At 73.6% G+C, this 18,235-nt stretch carries 17 protein-coding genes; 8 read left to right on the forward strand and 9 right to left on the reverse strand.

What is annotated here, in order from left to right; translation table 11 throughout:
- The first annotated feature begins 1 nt into the window (after position 1).
- From HJC40_RS32235 to HJC40_RS32260, 6 genes are all read left to right on the forward strand, one after another.
- On the forward strand, positions 2-1,480 hold the full coding sequence (locus HJC40_RS32235) for a cation:proton antiporter (protein WP_250006953.1): 1,479 nt from the start codon (positions 2-4) through the stop codon (positions 1,478-1,480).
- Between the two features lie 70 nt (positions 1,481-1,550).
- A complete protein-coding gene (locus HJC40_RS32240; RefSeq protein ID WP_250006955.1) occupies positions 1,551-2,540 on the forward strand; it encodes a 3-oxoacyl-ACP synthase III family protein in 990 nt (329 codons plus the stop codon).
- A complete protein-coding gene (locus HJC40_RS32245; protein ID WP_250006957.1) occupies positions 2,537-3,271 on the forward strand; it encodes a glycosyltransferase family A protein in 735 nt (244 codons plus the stop codon). The genes HJC40_RS32240 and HJC40_RS32245 overlap by 4 nt, the downstream gene beginning before the upstream one ends.
- A complete protein-coding gene (locus HJC40_RS32250; protein WP_250006959.1) occupies positions 3,271-4,686 on the forward strand; it encodes a class I adenylate-forming enzyme family protein in 1,416 nt (471 codons plus the stop codon). Before HJC40_RS32245 ends, HJC40_RS32250 begins: the two co-directional genes overlap by 1 nt.
- Complete coding sequence (locus tag HJC40_RS32255; protein ID WP_250006961.1) at positions 4,683-5,801, forward strand: cytochrome P450; 1,119 nt, start codon at positions 4,683-4,685, stop codon at positions 5,799-5,801. The genes HJC40_RS32250 and HJC40_RS32255 overlap by 4 nt, the downstream gene beginning before the upstream one ends.
- Positions 5,802-5,809: 8 nt before the next feature.
- Positions 5,810-6,631 carry an NAD-dependent epimerase/dehydratase family protein gene (locus HJC40_RS32260; protein ID WP_250006963.1) on the forward strand — a complete coding sequence of 274 codons (822 nt, stop codon included), beginning with the start codon at positions 5,810-5,812 and terminating at the stop codon, positions 6,629-6,631.
- On the opposite strand, the gene HJC40_RS46340 is transcribed toward HJC40_RS32260, so the two are convergent.
- Genes HJC40_RS46340 through HJC40_RS32275 form a run of 3 tightly spaced genes read right to left on the reverse strand, consistent with a single transcriptional unit; the run spans position 6,618 to position 8,417 of the window.
- On the reverse strand, positions 6,618-7,199 hold the full coding sequence (locus tag HJC40_RS46340) for a fibronectin type III domain-containing protein (RefSeq protein ID WP_250006965.1): 582 nt from the start codon (positions 7,197-7,199) through the stop codon (positions 6,618-6,620). The genes HJC40_RS32260 and HJC40_RS46340 overlap by 14 nt on opposite strands.
- A gap of 59 nt (positions 7,200-7,258) precedes the next feature.
- Entirely contained in the window at positions 7,259-7,687 is a 429-nt protein-coding gene (locus HJC40_RS32270) for a TIGR03618 family F420-dependent PPOX class oxidoreductase (protein WP_250006967.1), read from the reverse strand.
- A gap of 10 nt (positions 7,688-7,697) precedes the next feature.
- On the reverse strand, positions 7,698-8,417 hold the full coding sequence (locus HJC40_RS32275; RefSeq protein ID WP_374273245.1) for an EcsC family protein: 720 nt from the start codon (positions 8,415-8,417) through the stop codon (positions 7,698-7,700).
- 140 nt (positions 8,418-8,557) lie between these two features.
- Here HJC40_RS32275 and HJC40_RS32280 point away from each other — a divergent pair, with 140 nt between their 5' ends.
- A complete protein-coding gene (locus HJC40_RS32280; RefSeq protein WP_250006969.1) occupies positions 8,558-10,876 on the forward strand; it encodes a bifunctional diguanylate cyclase/phosphodiesterase in 2,319 nt (772 codons plus the stop codon).
- Positions 10,877-10,935: 59 nt separating this feature from the next.
- Complete coding sequence (locus tag HJC40_RS32285; RefSeq protein ID WP_250006971.1) at positions 10,936-11,847, forward strand: PAC2 family protein; 912 nt, start codon at positions 10,936-10,938, stop codon at positions 11,845-11,847.
- Here the strand turns inward: HJC40_RS32285 and HJC40_RS32290 are convergent.
- The 6 genes from HJC40_RS32290 to trmB form a co-directional block, all read right to left on the reverse strand.
- Positions 11,844-12,584 carry an alpha/beta hydrolase family protein gene (locus tag HJC40_RS32290; protein ID WP_250006972.1) on the reverse strand — a complete coding sequence of 247 codons (741 nt, stop codon included), beginning with the start codon at positions 12,582-12,584 and terminating at the stop codon, positions 11,844-11,846. The two genes, HJC40_RS32285 and HJC40_RS32290, sit on opposite strands and share 4 nt — an antisense overlap.
- 21 nt (positions 12,585-12,605) lie before the next feature.
- Positions 12,606-13,247, reverse strand: coding sequence for an alpha/beta fold hydrolase (locus HJC40_RS32295; protein WP_250006973.1), 642 nt, complete (start codon positions 13,245-13,247; stop codon positions 12,606-12,608).
- Positions 13,248-13,355: 108 nt separating this feature from the next.
- Positions 13,356-14,006 (reverse strand): hypothetical protein, encoded by a 651-nt coding sequence (locus tag HJC40_RS32300; protein ID WP_250006974.1) that lies wholly within the window; start codon positions 14,004-14,006, stop codon positions 13,356-13,358.
- Positions 14,003-15,409 carry a selenium-binding family protein gene (locus tag HJC40_RS32305; protein WP_250006975.1) on the reverse strand — a complete coding sequence of 469 codons (1,407 nt, stop codon included), beginning with the start codon at positions 15,407-15,409 and terminating at the stop codon, positions 14,003-14,005. Before HJC40_RS32305 ends, HJC40_RS32300 begins: the two co-directional genes overlap by 4 nt.
- A 69-nt stretch (positions 15,410-15,478) precedes the next feature.
- On the reverse strand, positions 15,479-17,494 hold the full coding sequence (locus HJC40_RS32310; protein WP_250006976.1) for an ATP-binding protein: 2,016 nt from the start codon (positions 17,492-17,494) through the stop codon (positions 15,479-15,481).
- A 29-nt stretch (positions 17,495-17,523) separates the two neighbouring features.
- Positions 17,524-18,228: a tRNA (guanosine(46)-N7)-methyltransferase TrmB gene (gene trmB, locus HJC40_RS32315; protein WP_250007272.1), complete on the reverse strand. Its 705-nt coding sequence runs from the start codon at positions 18,226-18,228 to the stop codon at positions 17,524-17,526.
- Positions 18,229-18,235: the final 7 nt, after the last annotated feature.

Below are 18,235 nucleotides of genomic sequence, written 5' to 3' on the forward strand. Positions count from 1 at the left end.
CGTGCACGCGAACCTCATCGGGCTCGGCGCCCTGATCCTGGTGGCCGGCCTGCTCGCCCGTCTCGGGCGCCGGATGGGCCTGCCCACCGTCCCGTTCTTCATGCTGGCCGGCATCCTGCTCGGTCCCAGCACGGCCGGTCCGGTCGCCTTCGAACACCCCGAGGACCTCGACATCCTGGCCCTGTTCGGCCTGGTCGTGCTCCTGTTCCACCTGGGCCTGGAGTTCCCGGTCGAGCAGGTGCTGGGCAGCGGCAAACGCCTGTTCTGGGCGGCCGGGGCCTACATCGGCATCAACATCGGCGCCGGGCTCGGCTTCGGCTTCGCCCTGGGCTGGGGGGCCAAGGAGGCCTTCGTCATCGCCGGCGCGGTCGGCATCTCGTCGTCGGCCATCGCCACCAAGCTACTCATCGAGATGCGCCGGCTGGCCAACGCCGAGACGCCGGTCATCCTGGGCATCATCGTCATCGAGGACCTGTTCCTGGCGTTCTACCTGGCCCTGCTCAGCCCGATCCTGTCCGGCGCCACCTCGGCCGGCGAGCTGATCCTGCGCATCGGCATCAGCTTCGGCTATCTGGCCGTGCTGTTCGCGGTGGCCCGCTGGGGCGCCAAGTGGATCGGCCGGGCGCTCGACACCCGCGAGGACGAGCTGGTCGCGATCATCATGGTCGGCCTGGTCGTGCTGATCGCCGGCATCTCGGCCGAGATCGGCGTCTCCGACGCGATCGGCGCGCTGATGATCGGTCTGGTGGTGGCCCGCACGTCGATCCGCGAGCGCGCGGAACGCATCATCGTGCCGTTGCGCGACGTGTTCGCCGCGATCTTCTTCGTCGCGTTCGGCACCAGCATCGACGTCGGCGAGATCGGCTCGGTCGTCGTGCCGGTGCTGATCGCCGTGGGCATCACGGTCGTCACCAACGTCTCGGCCGGCCTGATCACGGCCCGGCTCTTCGGGCTCAACCAGCGCGGCGCGGCCAACGTGGGCCTGACCGTGCTCGGCCGGGGCGAGTTCTCGCTGATCCTGGCCACGCTGGCCATCGGCGCCGGGCTCGACGAGCGGATCGGCCCGTTCATCGCGCTCTACGTGCTGATCCTCGCGGTGCTCGCGCCGATCCTGGCCGCGAACTCCAAGTACCTGGCCCGGATCATCCCCGACCGGCTGCTGCACGACCGCTGGCGGTACGTGCGGGAGGAGACGATCAGCACTGCGTGCACCCACCTCGATCGGATCCAGATCACCGAGACCGACGAGGAGGAGTGCGCGGAGTGCGTCGAGACGGGCGACACCTGGGTGCAGCTGCGCATGTGTCTGACCTGCGGCCTGGTCGCCTGCTGTGACGACTCCAAGAACAAGCATTCGACGGCCCACTACGAGGACAGCCGGCACCCGTTGATCCGCTCGCTGCAGGAGGGCGACGGCTGGCAGTACTGCTACGAGGACCAGTCGCTGGTGCGCGAGCCGGCCGGTTCGGCGCGGTCCTGAGCAATTTCCCCGCCGAAGTGAACACTTCTACTCACGTGCCGGAGCCGTCCGGCACGGAAGGCTGACGCCCATGACTGTGGGGATCACCGGGATCGCGTACGCCCTGCCGGCCCGGACCGAGCTGACCGACGATCTGCAGCAGCGGGTCGCCGGCGGGCTGCCGGTGCCGGCCGGGCTGTTCCGCCGGACGACCGGCATCCGGCAGCGGCACGTGGCGGCCGACGACGAGTACGCCTCGGACCTGGCCGTCGACGCCGCCACCAAGGTGCTGGCCGACACCGGCACCGACCCGCACGACCTCGACCTGCTGCTGTTCGCCAGCGCCACCCGCGACATGACCGAGCCGGCCACCGCGCACGTGGTGCAGGCCGCCCTGGGCAGCCGGGCCCACGCGCTCGACGTCACCAACGCCTGCAACAGCTTCCTCAACGGCATCGACCTGGCTCGCTCGATGATCCTGGCCGGGCGCGCGAGCAGGGCGCTGGTCGTGACCGGCGAGACGCCGACCCGGGCCCGGCGTCCCCGGTTGCGCACCCTGGCCGAGGCGCGGGCCGCGTTCGCGGGCTACACCTTCGGCGACGCGGGCGCGGCCGTGCTGGTCGAGCCGGTCGCGAGCGGCGGCATCCTCGACATCGACACCGAGACGCACTCCGAGCACTGGGCGGTGGGTGGCATCTTCGGCGGCGGCTCCCGGCATCCCCGCGGCGACGAGCACACGTACTTCACCGGCGACGGCCGCCGGCTGCGCGACGTGTTCGAGCAGATCGGCGCCGGCCTGATCGAGCGGGTCGCCGCCCGCACCGGGCTGGGCTGGGACGACTACGCCAAGGTGCTCGTGCACCAGGTGACCCGGCCCTACCTGGAACGCTTCGTCGCGGTCACCGGCGTCCCGCGGGACAAGCTGGAGGTGACCGTCGGCGAGCTGGGCAACATGGCCTCCGCCTCGATCGGCGTCCAGCTGGGCCGCGTACGCCCGGGCCTGAACGCCGGCGACCGGGTGCTCCTGGTCGGTCTGGGCGGCGGCGTCAGCCTGATGACCATGGTGTGGGAGGTCTCGTGACCGCCCCGCTGTGGGTGATCGTCCCGGCCTACAACGAGGCGGCCCGGATCGGTGCGACCCTGAAGGCCCTCGCGGCGCAGACCGACCCGGATTTCACGCTGCTCGTGGTCGACAACGGCTCGACCGATGCCACCGCCGACGTGGTACGCGCGTTCCGCGGGCCGTTCCCGACCCACCTGCTCGTCGAGCCCGAGAAGGGCGTGGGCTGCGCGGTCGACACCGGTTTCCGGCACGCCATCGCGGCCGGCGCGGTGCACCTGGCCCGGACGGACGCCGATTGCCTGCCCGCCCCCGGCTGGGTGGCGGCGGCCCGCGCGGCGCTGGTCTCCTCGCGGGGACTGGCCTGCGGCCGCATCACCGCCCGGGCCGACGAGCACGGTCCGGGCGGGCGCGCCTTCTTCCGGCTGCTGGTGGTGCTCGCGGCGAGCTTCGGCCGGCTGCGCCCGGCCCACTCCGGGCCCGAATTCAAGGCGCCGTACCGCATGCACGCCGGCAACAACATGGCCATCACCGCGGCGCTGTACGAGGCGTGCGGCGGCATGCCGAGGCGGCCCTCCCCCACCGACCGCACGTTCCTCAACCGGGTACGCCGCACCACGCCGGCGATCGTGCACAGCCGCCACATGGTGGTCGCCAACTCGACCCGGCGCCTCCGGGCGTACGGGGTCGTCGGCACCGCGAAGTGGTATCTGGACCAGGGCAGCGGGGCGCACACGGCGGACCCGCGCTGATGCTGACCGAGCTGATCGCCGGGCTGCGCGAGGACGACGCCCGCCCGGCGCTGCCCGGCACGAGCCGCGGCGACCTGGCCCGGCTGGTGGGCGGCTACGCCGTGGCGCTCGCCGCCGAGGGGCTGACCGCCGGGGAAACGGTCGCGCTGGCCGTGCGGCCCGGCCCCCGTTCGCTGGCCGTCCTGCTGGCGGCCTACCACCTCGGGTTGCGCCTGGCCGTGGTCGACCCGTCGGCCGGTCCCGAGGTGGTGCGGGCCCGCCTCGCGCTGGCCGGGCCCCGCCTGGTGCTGGCCGACGCGGCCGCTCAGGCCGTGGCCGGGTGGGCGGCGCCGCTGGCCCGCCGCGCCCATCTCGCCCTGCCCGATCTGAGCGCCATCGCGCCCGTCCGGACGGTGGGGCGCCGGCTCCCCGGTTCGCCGCCGGCCCTGCGTCCGCGGCCGGGCCGGTTCCCCCGGGCGTACGCCGGTGAGGGCGACGCCGTGGTCGTGTTCACCTCGGGGACGACCAGCCGGCCGCGCGCGGTCGTGCACACCCGGGCCTCGGTCTCGGCCGGCATGGCGGCGGTGCGCGACCTGGTGCGGCCGGTGCCGGGAGCGCCGGTGCTGGGCGGCACGTTCTTCGTGCTGCTGCCGTCGCTGGCCAGTGGGGCGCCGGTGGCCCTGCCGGCCCGCCGCGGGCTGCGACGCCAGCTCCGCTCGCTCCGGCCGCAGGCCGTCTATCTGACCCCGCCGCAGTTGCGGGCCGCGCTGGCCGCCGGTTGCCAGTTCGACGGGCGGGTCTACAGCGGCTCGGCCCCGGTCAGCGCCTCGTTGCTGGCCGCGGTGCGCCGCGCGGGCGCCCGCGAGGCCTGGGGGGTCTACGCGCTCACCGAGGTCTTCCCGGCCGCCGCCGTCGAGTCGGCCACCAAGAGCGCCTACGACGGCGACGGCGACCTGGTCGGCGAGCTGCTGCCCGGCGTGGACGCCCGGGTCGGCCCCGACGGTCAGGTGCAGCTGGCCGGGCCGACCGCGGCCGACCGCTACCTCGGCGAGGAGCCGTTCTCGTGGGTCGTCACCGGCGACGTCGGCCGGGTCGAGGGCCGCACGGTGGTGCTCGGCGGCCGCGCGAAGGACATGATCCTGCGCCGGGCCGAGAACATCTACCCGGGCCTGTACGAGCCGGCGTTGCACGTGCCCGGGGTCGAGCTGGCCCTGCTGGTCGGCGTCCCGGCCGGCGACGGCGACGAGCGCGTGGTCGCGGTCGTGCAGGCCGCCGCGGGCGCCGCCGAACGCGACGTCCGGCTGGCGCTGCGCGAACCGCTGGCCCGGATGGGCTCGGCCCGGCCCGACGCCGTGGTCTTCGCCCGCATCCCGCTGGCCGGCCGCTCCCGCAAGCCCGACCGGGCCGCCGCCGCCCGCCTGGTGGCCGGCGCGTGACGGCCCGGTCCCGGGACAGGCGGGTCTATCTGAGCAGCCACCCGGTGCTGTTCGCGCTGCTGGCGGCCACCCGGCGGCGGCCGGCGCTGCGGCTGGGAAGCACGGTGCTGGTGCACGACCAGGAAGCGTTCCGCACGGCGCTGACCCGCGTGCCGCTCGACCGGACGGCCGCCGGCACCACCGGTGGGGCGGCCGGTGAGCTGGCCGGGGCGGGCGCGCTCTTCGACCAGCAGGGCGCCGAGCACCGCGACAGCCGCCGGGCCACCGCCACGCTGCTCGGCGCGGCCGGGGTCGCGAAACTGCGCCCGACCTGGACCAGGCTGCTCGACGACCGGCTGCCGGTGCTCGCGACCGGTGGCGCCGTCGACCTCGTGCCGCTGGCCGCCGAGATCGCCGGAGCCACCGCGGCCGAGCTGCTCGAGCTCGACGTCGACCCGGTCGAGCTCGCGACGGCGGCCCGCGTGGCGGCGGCCGCGGCGGCCCGTGCCCACCTGCCCGGGGTGGGCCGGTGGCGGGCCGGGCGCTCGGCCGCGGCGGCCGCGGACCGGCTCATCGGCCTGGTGGCCCCCGGCCGGCCGGCCGACGCGGGCCGCAACGTGATGCTGGCCGTGGCGGCCGTCAACACCACGGTGGCCGCGCTGCCCCGAGCCGTGGCCTGGGCCTGCGACGACGACCTGTGGGAAAACGCCGGCCGGGCTCTGGCGGACGAGCTGATGCGGGTCACCGCGCCGACACCGCTGCTGCCCCGGGTCGCGGCCGGGGACGCGACCGTCGGCGGCTGCCCGGTGCGGTCCGGCGACCGGCTGCTGCTGATCGCCCGGCACGCCGCCGAGGCCCACCGCGCCGGCCCGGAGCCGGACCATCCGCAGCCGGCCCGCACGGCCCAGCTGGTCTTCGGGGCCGGCTCGCACTTCTGCCCGGGCGCCGGTCTGGCCCGCGCGCAGCTCGCCGACCTGCTGGCGGCGCTCGCACCGTACCGACCGGTCGTGGCCCGGGCGCGGGCCGACCGGCGGGCCGCGCTGCCGGGCTGGCGCTCGCTGACCATCCGCGGCACGGCACCCGGCGCACGCATCCCGCTCGACCAGGCGGCACCGCTCCAACAGGGCACGCCGTGAGGGTGGCGGTGACCGGTGCCAGCGGTTTCTGCGGCGCCGTGGTGGCGCGGGCGGCGGCCGGATCGGGCGCCGACGTGGTCTGCGTGGGCCGGCGGCCGGGGCCGGTCGGCGAGCACGTCTTCTGGGACGCCACGACCGGGACGCCCGATCTGCGCGGGGCCGACGTGGTGCTGCACCTGGCCGCCGCGGTCGGTGACTCGGGCCCGGAACGGGAGTTCGCGGCGGTCAACGTCGACGGCACCCGGCGGCTTCTGGAGGCGGCCGGGACGACGCCCGTCGTGTGGGTGAGCAGCGCGAGTGTCTACCGGCCCGGCCCCTACCCGGCGGCGGTGCGCGAGGACCGGCCGACCGACGGGCAGCGGACGGCGTACGGAAGAACGAAGGCGGCCGGCGAACGCCTGGCGCTGGCGGCCGGGGCGGTCGTGCTGCGGCCGCGGGCCGTCTACGGCCGGGGCGACCCGCACCTGCTTCCCCGGCTGCGGCGGACCGTCCGGGCCGGTCGCGCCTGGCTGCCCGGTCCGGACGTCACGCTGAGCCTGACCGCGGTGGAGAACCTGGCCTCGGCCTGCCTGACGGCCCACCGGTGGCCGCCCGGCGCCTACAACATCGCCGACGCGACGCCCTACTCACGGGACGCGGCGGTGGCGGCCGTCCTGGGCGTGCCGGTGCGGCGGGTGCCGGCCCGGCCGGTCCGGATGGTCGCGGCGACCGGCCTGCTGCCGGCCCTGACCCCGTACGCGCTGGATCAGATCACCGACGGCCTGGTGCTCGACATCGGGCGGGCCCGGGCGCGGGGCTGGACCCCGAAGGCGCGGCTCACGACGTCCTGACGACTCGGGAGCGCGCGACCGTCGCGGCGAGCGTGCCGTCGCTGTCGTGGCGGGTGGTCACCATGTCGACCGAGAAGACGTAGCGGGTTCTGCGATCCAGACCGGTCACCGTGGCCGTCCGGTAGCCGCACGTGGTGCCGGGCGTGACGACGGTCCAGCCGACCTCCCGCTGCGGGCCGAGCATCGAGTCCTGGGTGATCGCGGTGACCCGGTACTCCACGATGTTCGAGGTGGCCGGGTCGTACCAGGTCACGGTGCCGCTGGTGGCGCCCGTGGTGGCGTCGGCGCCGTTGATCACGTTGCCCTTGACCGGCGGGCAGGACGGGCTGCCGGTGGGCTTCGCGGCCGCCGCGTCCGACGGCAGCGGCAGGAAACCGCTGGGGACCGGGCTCGGCGTACCGGTCGCCCGGCTCGCGACCGGCGAGGGGGTGGCCTGACCGGTGGCCACGACGACCCACGGCGTCGCGCCGTTCTCGCTCGGAGTGGCGCCCGGCGTGTCGCCACTGCCGCAGCCGCCCAGCACGAGCGGCGCGACAACGAGCCCCAGTCCCAGCCAACGACGACGCACGCAGCCTCCTTGAGATCGGATCCGTTCAGCAGATCCGATCGTCCGGCGCGGCGGCGGGCTTAGCTGTAGACGCGCGTGGGGCTGATCAGGACGGCCGTGCGGCGCTGCTCACGCATCACCCGGTCGTACTCGTCCCAGTCGTCGTGGCTGCCGCCGGCCGCGGCGAAGATCTCCCGCAGCAACAGGCGCAGCCCTTCGGCGTCGAGACCGGGCCACGGGTCGTCCGGGCCGGCCAGTTGCGCCCGGCCCTCGACCGCGGCCCATTTCCACCCCTGCCGGAAACCCACGGTCACCTGGGGCCGGGCCCGCAGGTTGGCCAGCTTGACCGGCCCGTACGTGACGAAGGCCAGGAACGGCTCGCCGCGGGTGACGATGCCGGTGTTGACCAGCGAGGTCTGGATGCTCTGGTCGGCGCGCAGCGTCGACACCAGCGCCAGACCCGAGTCGGCCCGGCTGAGTTCCCAGGCCTCGGTCAGTGTGATCCCCATGCGGGGCACGCTAGCGTGGTTGCGGGTCGGGTTGGCGGGTGTGGCTGTACAGATCGCGGGCGCGCTCGGCCAGTTCTCGGGTGGCGGCCGAGTTGACCCAGGTGCCGAGCACGATCGCCGCGCCGGGGATCATCTTGGCGAACACACGCCGGGCGGCGTGGACTCCCGCCATCTGGGCCAGTTTGACGCCGAGCCGCAGCATCACGCCGCTCAGCGGGCGGGTGCCCGCCCCGGCGAACATCTTGACGGCGCGCTCACGCCCGGCGGCGACGCCCAGGGCCAGGCGGGCCGACTGGGCCAGCTTGTGCACGCGCTGGAGGACCAGCAGCTCGGTCGCCCGTTCGGGGGCGGCCGGGTCGTGGCCGTGGGCGGCGGCGATGTGCAGCACCATGCGGGCCTGGTTCCAGGCCAGAACGCCGACGTCCAGCACCGCCCCGGGCAGGCCGGTGGCGCCGGACACCGCGCCGGAGATGCGGGCCAGTGTCGTGAACCGCTTGACGGCCTGGGCGGCCAGCTGCTCGGGAGTGCGGTCGGGGTGTTCGGCCCGGGCGCGTTCGGCCCAGGCGGCGGCCTCGGGGCCGAGCCGGCGGACCGCTTCGAGGGCGAGGTGCTCCGGCGCGTACTGCGGATCGGCCTTCATCCGCGACCAGAGGGTGCCGGGAGGCGCGTCGGTTTCGGTGATCGTCGCTGGTTCGGTGAGCTCGGTGGAAGAGTTCAAGGGCTTGGTCACCAGATCGCTCCGAGGGGGGAAGGGAACGTTCCTTTGCCATTGTGCCGTGCACATGCACGTGCACGCGAGCGTTCGTGATCGTTGTGTTCAACCAGAGACCTGTCCGGCCGATATCTCAGAGCGTGACGAACGATCGCCCGGTGGCTCGGCTGCACCTGACGCCCCTGCTCGCCCTCGGCGCGTTTTTGCAGGTCACTGCCATGGTGCTGTACGCCGTCAACGCGTCCGAGCCTCGGTTCAGCCCGGTCTGGGGCTGGGTGCCGGGTATCGCCCTGACCGGTGTGACGGCCGTCGCATGCTGGCAGACCGCCGGCACGCCCGGCCTCGACCGGGTCGCCGCCCGGCTCTGGCGCTCGATCAGCTGGTGCGCCGCGCTGGTCGCGCTGGGCAACGCCGGCGACGCCCGGCAGTCCCTGATCGACCCGGAACGGGTCACGCAGCAACAGCACGACCTGCCCACGACCATCTGCTACGTGCTCGCCGTCGGCATCGTCGTGTGGGCGCTGCTGCGGCTGCCGCTGGGCGGGAACCGCAGCACCACGACCCGCTTCATGCTCGACGCGCTCACCATCGGGGTCACCGTCAGCATCTTCGCCTGGTACTTCACGGTACGGGCGATCGACGGCGGCGACGCCCAGCGCACCACCGTGCCGATGCTGATGCTCGCCGTCCTCGGGCTGATCGTGGCCCTGGCCATGGTGAAGGTCGCCATGACCGGCATGGGCGGGCTCGAACACGGCACCCTGCGCTGGTTCGCCGCGGCGGCCATCGTGGGCACCGTCGGCGGCGGCCTGTTCCCGCTCGTCGTCCAGGCGCCGGTCGGCCTCAGCGGCTCCCAGATGTTCGTCCCGGCGACCATGCTCTGCGTCGTGCTGGGCGCCGACCGGCAGCGGCGGGCCGCCGGCGTGCGGCCCGGCCCGTCCCGGCGGCGGCTGTTCAGCGTGGTGCCGTACGCCGCCGTGGCCGCCACCGACGGCCTGCTGCTCTGGGTCAGCAGTGACTCCGGGCGCGTCGTGCTCGTCGTGGCCACGGCCGCCTCACTGCTCACCGCGCTGGTCGCCGTGCGGCAGTTCGGCGCCCTGCGCGACAACGGGCGCCTGCTGAACCGCGTCGACCAGCAGCTCACCCAGCTCAACCGCTATCAGGACGAGCTCACCCACCGCGCCACCCACGACGTGCTCACCGGACTGGCCAACCGCTACCTGTTCGAGGAGTCCGCCCAGAAGCTGCTGGCCGCCGGCGCCCCGCTGTGCGTGGCCCTGGTCGACCTGGACGACTTCAAGGCGATCAACGACCGGTTGGGGCACGCGGTCGGTGACGCCTTCCTGGTCGCGATCGCCGAGCGCCTGCGGGGGTCGCTGCGCGAGGGCGACCTCGCCGCCCGCCTCGGCGGCGACGAGTTCGGGCTGCTGCTGCCCGGACTGACCAGCGCCGAGGCGCTCGCCCTGCTGAGCCGTCTGGACGAGACGATGAGCCGGCCGTTGCCCGCCGGCGGGCACGAGTTGCTGGCCCGGGCCAGCATCGGCGTGGCCGAGGCCTGGCCCGGGGCCACCGCCGCCGAGGTGCAGCGCCGCGCCGATGTCGCGATGTACTCGGCCAAGGATCGCGGCAAGGGGCGGTTCGCCGTCTACGACGCCGCGCTCGAACGCACCCACGAGGCCGATCAGCAGCTCGGCGCCGACCTGCGCCGGGCGCTCGACGCCGGCGAGTTCACCCTGGTCTACCAGCCGATCGTCGCGCTGCCCGACGGCCGGTGGACCGGCCTGGAGACGCTGGTGCGCTGGCCGCATCCCGAGCGTGGCCCGATCGGGCCCGACACCTTCATCCCGATCGCCGAACGCACCGGCCTCATCGTGCCGCTCGGCTCCTGGATCCTGCGCACCGCACTGGAGCAGCTGGCCGCCTGGGACACCGAGTTCGGCGAGGGGTCTCCCCGCCACCTGGGAGTCAACGTCTCGGCCCGCCAGCTGCGGGAGCCCGGCTTCGCCGACGAGGTGCGCGACGCGCTGGAGGACGTCGGCGTACGTCCGGACCGGCTCGTCGTCGAGGTCACCGAGACCGCGGTGTTCGACGGCGGTGTGGCGCTGGACACGCTGGTCGCCATCTCGGCCCTGGGCGTCCGGGTGGCGCTGGACGACTTCGGCACCGGGCATTCGTCGCTCGGCCTGCTCCGGACGGTCCCGGCCGACACCCTGAAGGTCGACAAGTCCTTCGTGGCCGACATCGGTGGCCGTTCCGAGGAGGCGGTCATCGCCAGTGCCATGATTCAGATCACCGAGGGCCTGCACCTGTGGGCCGTCGCCGAGGGTGTGGAGACCGCGGCCCAGGCCGACCTGCTTCACGAGCTGGGCTACCGTTTCGCCCAGGGGTACCACTTCTCCCGCCCGCTGCCGCCGGCCGAGGTGCGCTCGCGCCTCGCCGAGAGCGAGTTGGCAAGATCGTCCGTGGTCCGGAATTAATCGCCGGACCGGGTTGTTCGCAGGGTTTACCCCCCACCGCCGACACTGGAGGCCTCGACGTGCTCGATCCGAACGAGCTCTACGAGCTGGTCGACGACCTGCCCGAGCTGTCCCAGCCGGTGCTGATCCAGGCCCTCACCGGCTTCGTCGACGCGGGCAGCGCCATCCAGCTCGCGCGCGAGAACCTGCTGGAGCGCCTCGACAGCCAGGTCGTCGCCACCTTCGACCTCGACCAGCTCCTCGACTACCGCTCCCGGCGCCCTCCGATGATCTTCGACGAGGATCACTGGGTCAGCTACGAGGAGCCCAGCCTCGCCCTGCACCTCGTGCGCGACCAGCTCGGCACCGAGTTCCTGCTGCTCGCCGGGCCCGAGCCCGACCTGCAGTGGGAGCGTTTCATCGCGGCCGTGACCGGCCTGGTCGAGCAGTTCGGGGTGCGCCTGACCGTGGGGCTCAACGCGATCCCGATGGCCGTGCCGCACACCCGCCCGGTCAGCGTCACCGCGCACGCCACCGACAAGTCGCTGCTCGGCGACCGCGAGCCCTGGCTGCAGAAGGTGCAGGTGCCGGCCAGCGTCGGCAACCTGCTCGAGTTCCGCCTGGGTGAGAGCGGCCACGACGCCATGGGCTTCGCCGCGCACGTGCCGCACTATCTGGCCCAGACGACCTACCCGGCCGCGTCCGAGCTGCTGCTCGACTCGGTGTCGTCGACCACCGGCCTGGCCCTGCCCACCGGCGAGTTGCGCGAGGCGGCCAAGATCGTCCGTGAGGACGTCGACAAGCAGGTCGCCGACGACGAGCAGGCCGGTCGCCTGGTCACCTCGCTCGAGGCCCAGTACGACGCGTTCCTGCGCGGCCGCGAGGGCAACCTGCTCGCCGACGGCGACCGCCCGCTGCCCACGGCCGAGGAGCTGGGCGCCGAGCTCGAGCGCTTCCTGGCCGAGCAGCAGGGCCGCGACAACGAGAGCTAGCCCTTCATCAGGAAGTCCAGCACCCGCGGGATGTGCCTGTCCCAGAACGACCACTCGTGGCCGCCCGGCTCGAACTCGCTGTCCAGCGGGAGGCCGGCCCGGGCGCACGCGTGCGCGAAACGCTCGTTCTGCTCGAACAGATAGTCGCCGGTGCCGCAGCGCAGCATCAGGCGCGGCAGGGCGGCCTTGTCGGCCCCCTCGAGCAGGTGGAAGAGATCGTCGCCGGTGCCGGCGGTGTCGCGGCCGGCGAAGACCCGGTCCATCACCTCGCGGATGTGCGGGCGGTCGTCATCGGCCTGCAGCCGGGCCACGTCGAGGGCGCCCGAGAGGCTGGCGGCCGCGGCGAACCGCTCGGGCTGACGCAGCGCCCACTTGAAGGCGCCGTAGCCGCCCATGGACAGACCGGCGACGAACGTTTCCTCGCGCCTGTCCGACACCTTGAAGAACCGCTCGACCACGCGCGGCAGCTCGTCGGACAGGAACGTCCAGAACTTGAGCCCGTGCGCCTCGTCGGCGTAGAAACTGCGGTGCACCTGCGGCATGACGACGGCCAGCCGGTGGTCCGCGGCGTACCGCTCGATCGAGGTGTACCTGGTCCAGGCGGTGTGGTCGTCGGTGAGGCCGTGCAGCAGATAGAGCACCGGCGGGGGCGTCGGCCCCTCCTCCGGCAGCAGGACGGTCATCGACGTCGCGAGGTCGAGCGATTCGGCGTAGAAGTCAACGTGGATCAGGGCCATCGGCCCAGTCTGCCCGACCGTTCACAGCAGCGCGCGCAGGCGGGCGGCGAAGCCTTCCGGATCGGTGAGGTGGCCGAAAGTCCTTTCCGGCGCGGGTCCGGGGGCTCCCGGGCGGGCGCCGGCGACGGCGAGCCGGCGGGTGGGTGGCTGGGACCAGCCCGCGTACGCAGCCAGGAGCGCGGGATCGCGCCGGGGCTCGGCGAACGGCCGGTAGTGCTCGGGCACCGCGGCCAGCCCGGCCGCCGCCACGAGGTCGTCGACCGTGCCGGGCAGGCAGCCGGCCGGCTCGTCGAGCGTGAGCACGCACTGGGTGGCGTACGCGTCGGCGAACGCCAGGGCCAGCCAGGCCGATGTCCCGTGACCGACGACGATCGGCGCCCGGTGCATCTGCAGACCGAGCACGAGCCCGGCGAGGTCCTCGGCGATCCGCTCGAGGCTGTAGTCGGCCCGTGACGGGCTCTGACCGTGCCCGGGCAGGTCGGGCGCGATCACCGTGCAGTCACCGGCCAGCTCGGCCGCGACCGGCCACCACATGGCGCGGTCGAAGAGCAGGCCGTGCAGCAGCAGCACCGGGCGCCCGAACTCGCCCCACCGGTCGTAGACGAGCCGGTTGAGCGGGCTGTTGGTGGCGTGCGTGGAGCGGCGCGGCGGCTGAGGCTGCATGGGCGTCGGTCCTAACTCTGCGCGCAGGACGAGTGGTGGCTATACCCGGAGAACGGAACCGGATGCCTCGAAGCCGTGGCCGTTACCCGACATTTATCGAAGCACCAGCTAGCTCGCAGTCAGCGCGATCGTCAGCGCGCCCGTGCCGACCATCACGCCGGCCCACAGCCGGTCCATGTTGAACCAGGCCCGGCGCAGGATGGCGACGCCCACGAACTGGTAGACGGCGATCGCCAGGGCCGCCATGACGGCGAACATGGCCAGCGTGTGCACCCCGGCCGCGGCCAGCCCCTCGAGAGCTGCGACCGGGGTGCCGTCGAGGCGCGTACCCGGCATCGCATGGTCGGCGTGGCCGCCGGCCGCGCCCACCGCCAGCACGGGCAGCAGCATCAGCCCGGCCCCGTGCGCCGAGGACATCAGGAACGACCAGCCGGCCAGTTGTGAGGTCGACAGGCGCATGCCGGCCCAGCGGAAGTGCCGCTCGGAGAGCAGCCGCCACAGGCCGAACGCCACCAGCACGATCCCGCCCACGATCCCGACGACGTTGCCGGCCACCACCGACTCGGTCGCCGAGACCACCGAGGCGACGATCGCCACCGAGGCCAGGTGGCCCAGCGCGATCGGTGGCAACGACCTGAGCAGGACGCCGCGGGACCGCTCCTGCATGCCCCGGGCGACCGAGAACAGCCAGCCCATCGCCGGGTTCAGCCCGTGGAACGCGCCGAGCCCGGCCAGGGCCGCGATCTGTCCCCAGCTCACGCGGAGGGGAAGCAGTACGAGTCGGAGCTCGCGTCGCCGCCCTGCAGCCGGGTCTGGTGCACGCGGCGTCCGCGGAAGTCGTCGCCGTGCGGGAAGAACGCCGGGTCGACGGTCAGGCCCCCGCCGCCGGCCACGTCGATCTTGGCGAGCCAGGCGCCGACGCCGTCCGGGTAGAACTGGTCGTCCCACGAGCCGTACAGCGAGTTGGTGACGTAGACGCGCTTGCCGTCGCGCGACACCTCGACCATCTGCGGGCCGCCCGCGAGCCGCTCGTCGGGGAACGACGGGTGCGCGACCCGCCCGACGACCCCGCCGAGCCGCACCGAACCCACCTCGACGGGGTGGAACGGGTCGCTCACGTCGTACTGCTTGAGCTCGCCGGTCCCCCAGCACGACACGTACAGGAACTTGTCGTCCACCGAGAGGTCGATGTCGGTGACCAGCGGCGGCACGGCCCCGAAGGGCTGCAGCGCGGGCGGCAGGTCCTCGGCCGCCGCGGGCTCGGCCGGGATGTCGATCACCTTGGTGACCTGGAACTCGCCGCCGTCACGGTGCCACACCCAGACGGACGCCGACAGGTCCTCGACGCTGACGACCACGCCGACGAAGCCGTACTCCTTGGTCGGCTCGTGGGCCGGCCTCAGCTCCAGCGTCATCTGGTACTGGTCACCGAGGTCGACCGACTGCACCAGCGTCCGCTTGGCCAGGTCCCAGAAGTGCAGCCGGTGGCCGTACTTGCGGCCCAGCAACAGCTCCGGCACGATCCCGTCCTCGATCATGTCGGGGGTGCCCCACTCGGAGGTGACGAGCACGTCGCGGGTCAGGTGCCACCAGAAGTCGTACGCGAGGTGCTGATCGCCGCGGTCGGCCTCCCACTGGCCGCGTACCTCGAAGGTGGTGTGGTCGAGCACGGCGATGCCGCCCGGACCGCCGCCGTCGGTGCCGTTGCCCAACGCGGACACATAGATGCCGTCCGGTCCGCAGTGGATCGTGTGCGGTCGCGAGTAGCCGGCCGCCGCCAGGTCCTGGGCCGGGATCTCCTTGACGACGCGCGGCGCCCGGGGGTCGTCCTTCGTGTCGATCACGTAGATGCGGGACGACCGCAGGCCGGGCACGATCAGGTAGCGCCGTTCGACATGCGGGTGCGGCGCGGTCGGGCAGAGCGCGCTGCTGCATGCGTTCCATCCGAAGTGGTGCAACTCGTCGCCGGTGTGCGGCAGATCGGTCCAGCCGACGACCCGGCCGTAGGTCTCCGAGCCGGGATCGGTGTCGACGACGGCGATGGCGTCGGGTTGCTCGGCGGCCCGGTCGAACGCGGCCACATAGGCCAGCTTCTCGGCCGGGGCGCTCGCCGCGTCACGGGGGGAGGGATAGAACGTCGGGTCAGGTGTCCACCGGGTCATTCCGCCATCCTCGTCCGGCGGTCAGCGCGTGACCAGAGTCACCACTGTCAACAGGTTGTCAACGACCCGTCATCGAGCGTCCAGGGGCAGCCGCACGAGCACGGTCGTGCCGCCCTCCTGGTCGACCAGCTCGATGCTGCCGTGGTGCCGGCTGACCACCGCGCGGCTCAGCGTCATGCCCAGCCCGGTGCCGGGGATCGCCGAGTCGCGGGCCCGGCTCGTGCGGTACAGACCGGTGAACAGCTTCTCGCGCTCGTCGGCCGAGACGCCCAGCCCGGTGTCGGACACGGCCAGCTCGGCCGCCCGGCCCGACGCCTTGAGCGTGATGCCGATGTGCCCGCCGTCCGGGCTGTACTTGACCGCGTTGCCGAGCAGGTTGTCCACCACCTGGCGCAGCCGTTTGCGGTCCCCGGGCAGCACCAGCCGCTCGGGCAGGTCGTCCTCGATGACCAGCGGCGCCCCGGCCACCGCGGCCCGCGCCTTGGTCACCGAGTCGCGCACCACCTCGGCCAGGTCCATGGGCATGAGCTGGACGTCGGCGTGCCCGGTGTCGAGCGCGGACAGCTCCATCAGCTCGTTGATGATGTCGCGCAGCTGGTTGGTGTTGCGCTCGATCACCTCGATGAGCCGCGGCCCCTCCTGGATCAGGCTCACCTCGTCGGCCTCGCGCAGCAGCTCGGTGTAGGCGCTGATCGACGTCAGCGGCGTACGCAGCTCGTGCCCGACCAGCGCCAGATACTCGTTCTTGCTGCGGATCAGCTGCCGTTGCAGATCCTCGACCAGGCTCTTCTCGACGAACTGGCCGATGTGCGCGGCTATCCCGGACATCAGCGCGAGCAACTCGTCCTCGGGGTCCTCGACCGTGTCGGCGAACACCGTCAGCACCCCGAGAGTCTCGAACCCCTCCCGTACGGGCACCGCGAGCGCCGAGTGCAGCTCGCCCGACGCGGCGGTCTCGGGCGAGATCAGGCTCTGCGGCCGGCCCACGTCCCGGATCCACAACGGCTTGCCCGCCTGCCACGCCCGCCCGGCCAGCCCCACCCCGAACGCCAGGTGGGTCGGCACCTCGATGTCGAGCTGCCACCCGGGCGCGCTCCACCGGGCCGCCGGCCGCACCACCCCGGCCGCCTTGTCGACCAGCCAGAGCTCGGCGTGCACCCACTCCAGCGTGCTGACCACGGCCTCGAGCACCCGCGGGCCGGCCGCCTCGATGCTCGGCGCGTCGGCCAGCGCCGTGGTGACCGCCAGCTCACAGGTGCGGAACCGCTCCGCGCGCTTGCGCCGGGTGACGTCCTGCACGGCCTGCACCGCGCCGACCGTCTGCCCGCCCGGCCCGGCGATCGGGTGGGCGTCGACCAGGTAGTGCCGGGCGCGCCGGTTGTGCCCCTGAAGCACCACGTCGCTGTCGTGCAGATGCTCGCCCCGCAGGGCGCTGAGCAGGCCGAGGTCCTCGCCGGACGAGCCGAGGTCGGCCCAGATGCGGCGCATCCGCTCGTTCACGAAGACGACGCGGCCCTGCTCGTCGCAGGCGGTGACGCCGTCGTGCAGGCTGTCGAGCACCGCGTCGAGGAAACGGCGCTGGCGGTCGATCTCGTACCGGGAGAGCTGTTCGGTGATCAGCAGAGCGCCGACCACCGCGGCCTCGGCGACCGACGCCCGCTCGTCAGCCGACCAGACCCGCGGCCGGACGTCGGCGGCGCAGCAGACGGCCAGCACCGAGCCGTTCCGGTCACGCATGGGATGGCCGAGGTAGGCGCCGGTGCGACCGGCCGGGGCCCGCTCGTCGGCCGACAGGTCGTCGATCACCAGCGGGGCGCCGGTCTCGACGACGACCGCCGCCAGCGTGCCCTCGAGCGGGGCCTCGCGACGCATCTCGTCGGTCAGGCCGTAACCGCCGTAACGCCGCAGGGCGCGCTCGTGGACGAGGTGGATGAGGCCGACCGGGGCGTTCGCGGCGCGGGCGAGCAGGCCGGCGAGCTCGTCGCCGCCCCCGCCGTCCAGCGAGGCCGGGTGCAGCTCGGCGACCTCCAGCAGGAGACCCTCGTCGAGGCGCCCGGTCCGCGACGACAACCCGGCGACTTCCACGCCATCAGCCTATAAGGCCCCCCTTGTGATCAAGACCCGTTTGCGGTACGACGCCGGTAGCGCAGGTCGGTGATCGGCCGGCCCGCCCCGACGCCGCGCCGCTCGAACTTGGTCTCGGGCCGCCCCGCGCGCTCCCGGTCGACGAACTCGAGTCCCGGGTCGGCGTCGAGCGTGGCCGCCATCGCCTCGGCGTACCCGGGCCAGTCGGTCGCGCAGTGCAGAAGGCCGCCCGGGCGCAGCCGGTCCCGCAGCAGGGCGATGTTGGCCGGCTGGACGAGCCGGCGCTTGTGGTGGCGGGCCTTGGGCCACGGGTCGGGGAAGAAGATGTGGACGGCGTCCAGGCTGCCGGGCGCCAGGCGGTGCACCAGCTGCATGGCGTCGCCGAGGGCCACCCGTACGTTGGACAGGCGGTGATCCTGGATCTCGGCGAGCAGGTTGCCGATGCCGGGCGTGTGCACCTCGATGCCGAGATAGTCCCGCGCCGGGTCGGCGGCGGCCATCGCGGCCAGGGTGTCCCCCATGCCGAAGCCGATCTCGAGCACCTTCGGCGCCCCGCCGCGGCCGTTGGCGCTTCCGCGGGCGTCGTTGCTCTCGCCGGCGTTGGCGCCTCCGCGGGCGTCGTTGCTCTCGCGGAACAGCTCGTCGAGGTCGAGGGGGGTGCGGTCGCCGTCGAGGACGGTCAGGCCGTGGCTCGGCCACAGGGCGGCGTGGGCGTCGGCGTGGCGGGTGCTCATCCGGCCC

This window comes from Actinoplanes sp. M2I2 (genome assembly GCF_023544445.1).
Classification (GTDB): domain Bacteria; phylum Actinomycetota; class Actinomycetes; order Mycobacteriales; family Micromonosporaceae; genus Actinoplanes.

Coding starts and splice junctions, on each gene's coding strand:
- HJC40_RS32240 (WP_250006955.1), top strand. CDS start 1,551: ATGACTGTGGGGATCACCGGGATCGCGTACGCCCTGCCGGCCCGGACC.
- HJC40_RS32250 (WP_250006959.1), top strand. CDS start 3,271: ATGCTGACCGAGCTGATCGCCGGGCTGCGCGAGGACGACGCCCGCCCG.
- HJC40_RS32270 (WP_250006967.1), bottom strand. CDS start 7,687: ATGGGGATCACACTGACCGAGGCCTGGGAACTCAGCCGGGCCGACTCG.
- HJC40_RS32290 (WP_250006972.1), bottom strand. CDS start 12,584: ATGGCCCTGATCCACGTTGACTTCTACGCCGAATCGCTCGACCTCGCG.
- HJC40_RS32295 (WP_250006973.1), bottom strand. CDS start 13,247: ATGCAGCCTCAGCCGCCGCGCCGCTCCACGCACGCCACCAACAGCCCG.
- HJC40_RS32305 (WP_250006975.1), bottom strand. CDS start 15,409: ATGACCCGGTGGACACCTGACCCGACGTTCTATCCCTCCCCCCGTGAC.
- trmB (WP_250007272.1), bottom strand. CDS start 18,228: ATGAGCACCCGCCACGCCGACGCCCACGCCGCCCTGTGGCCGAGCCAC.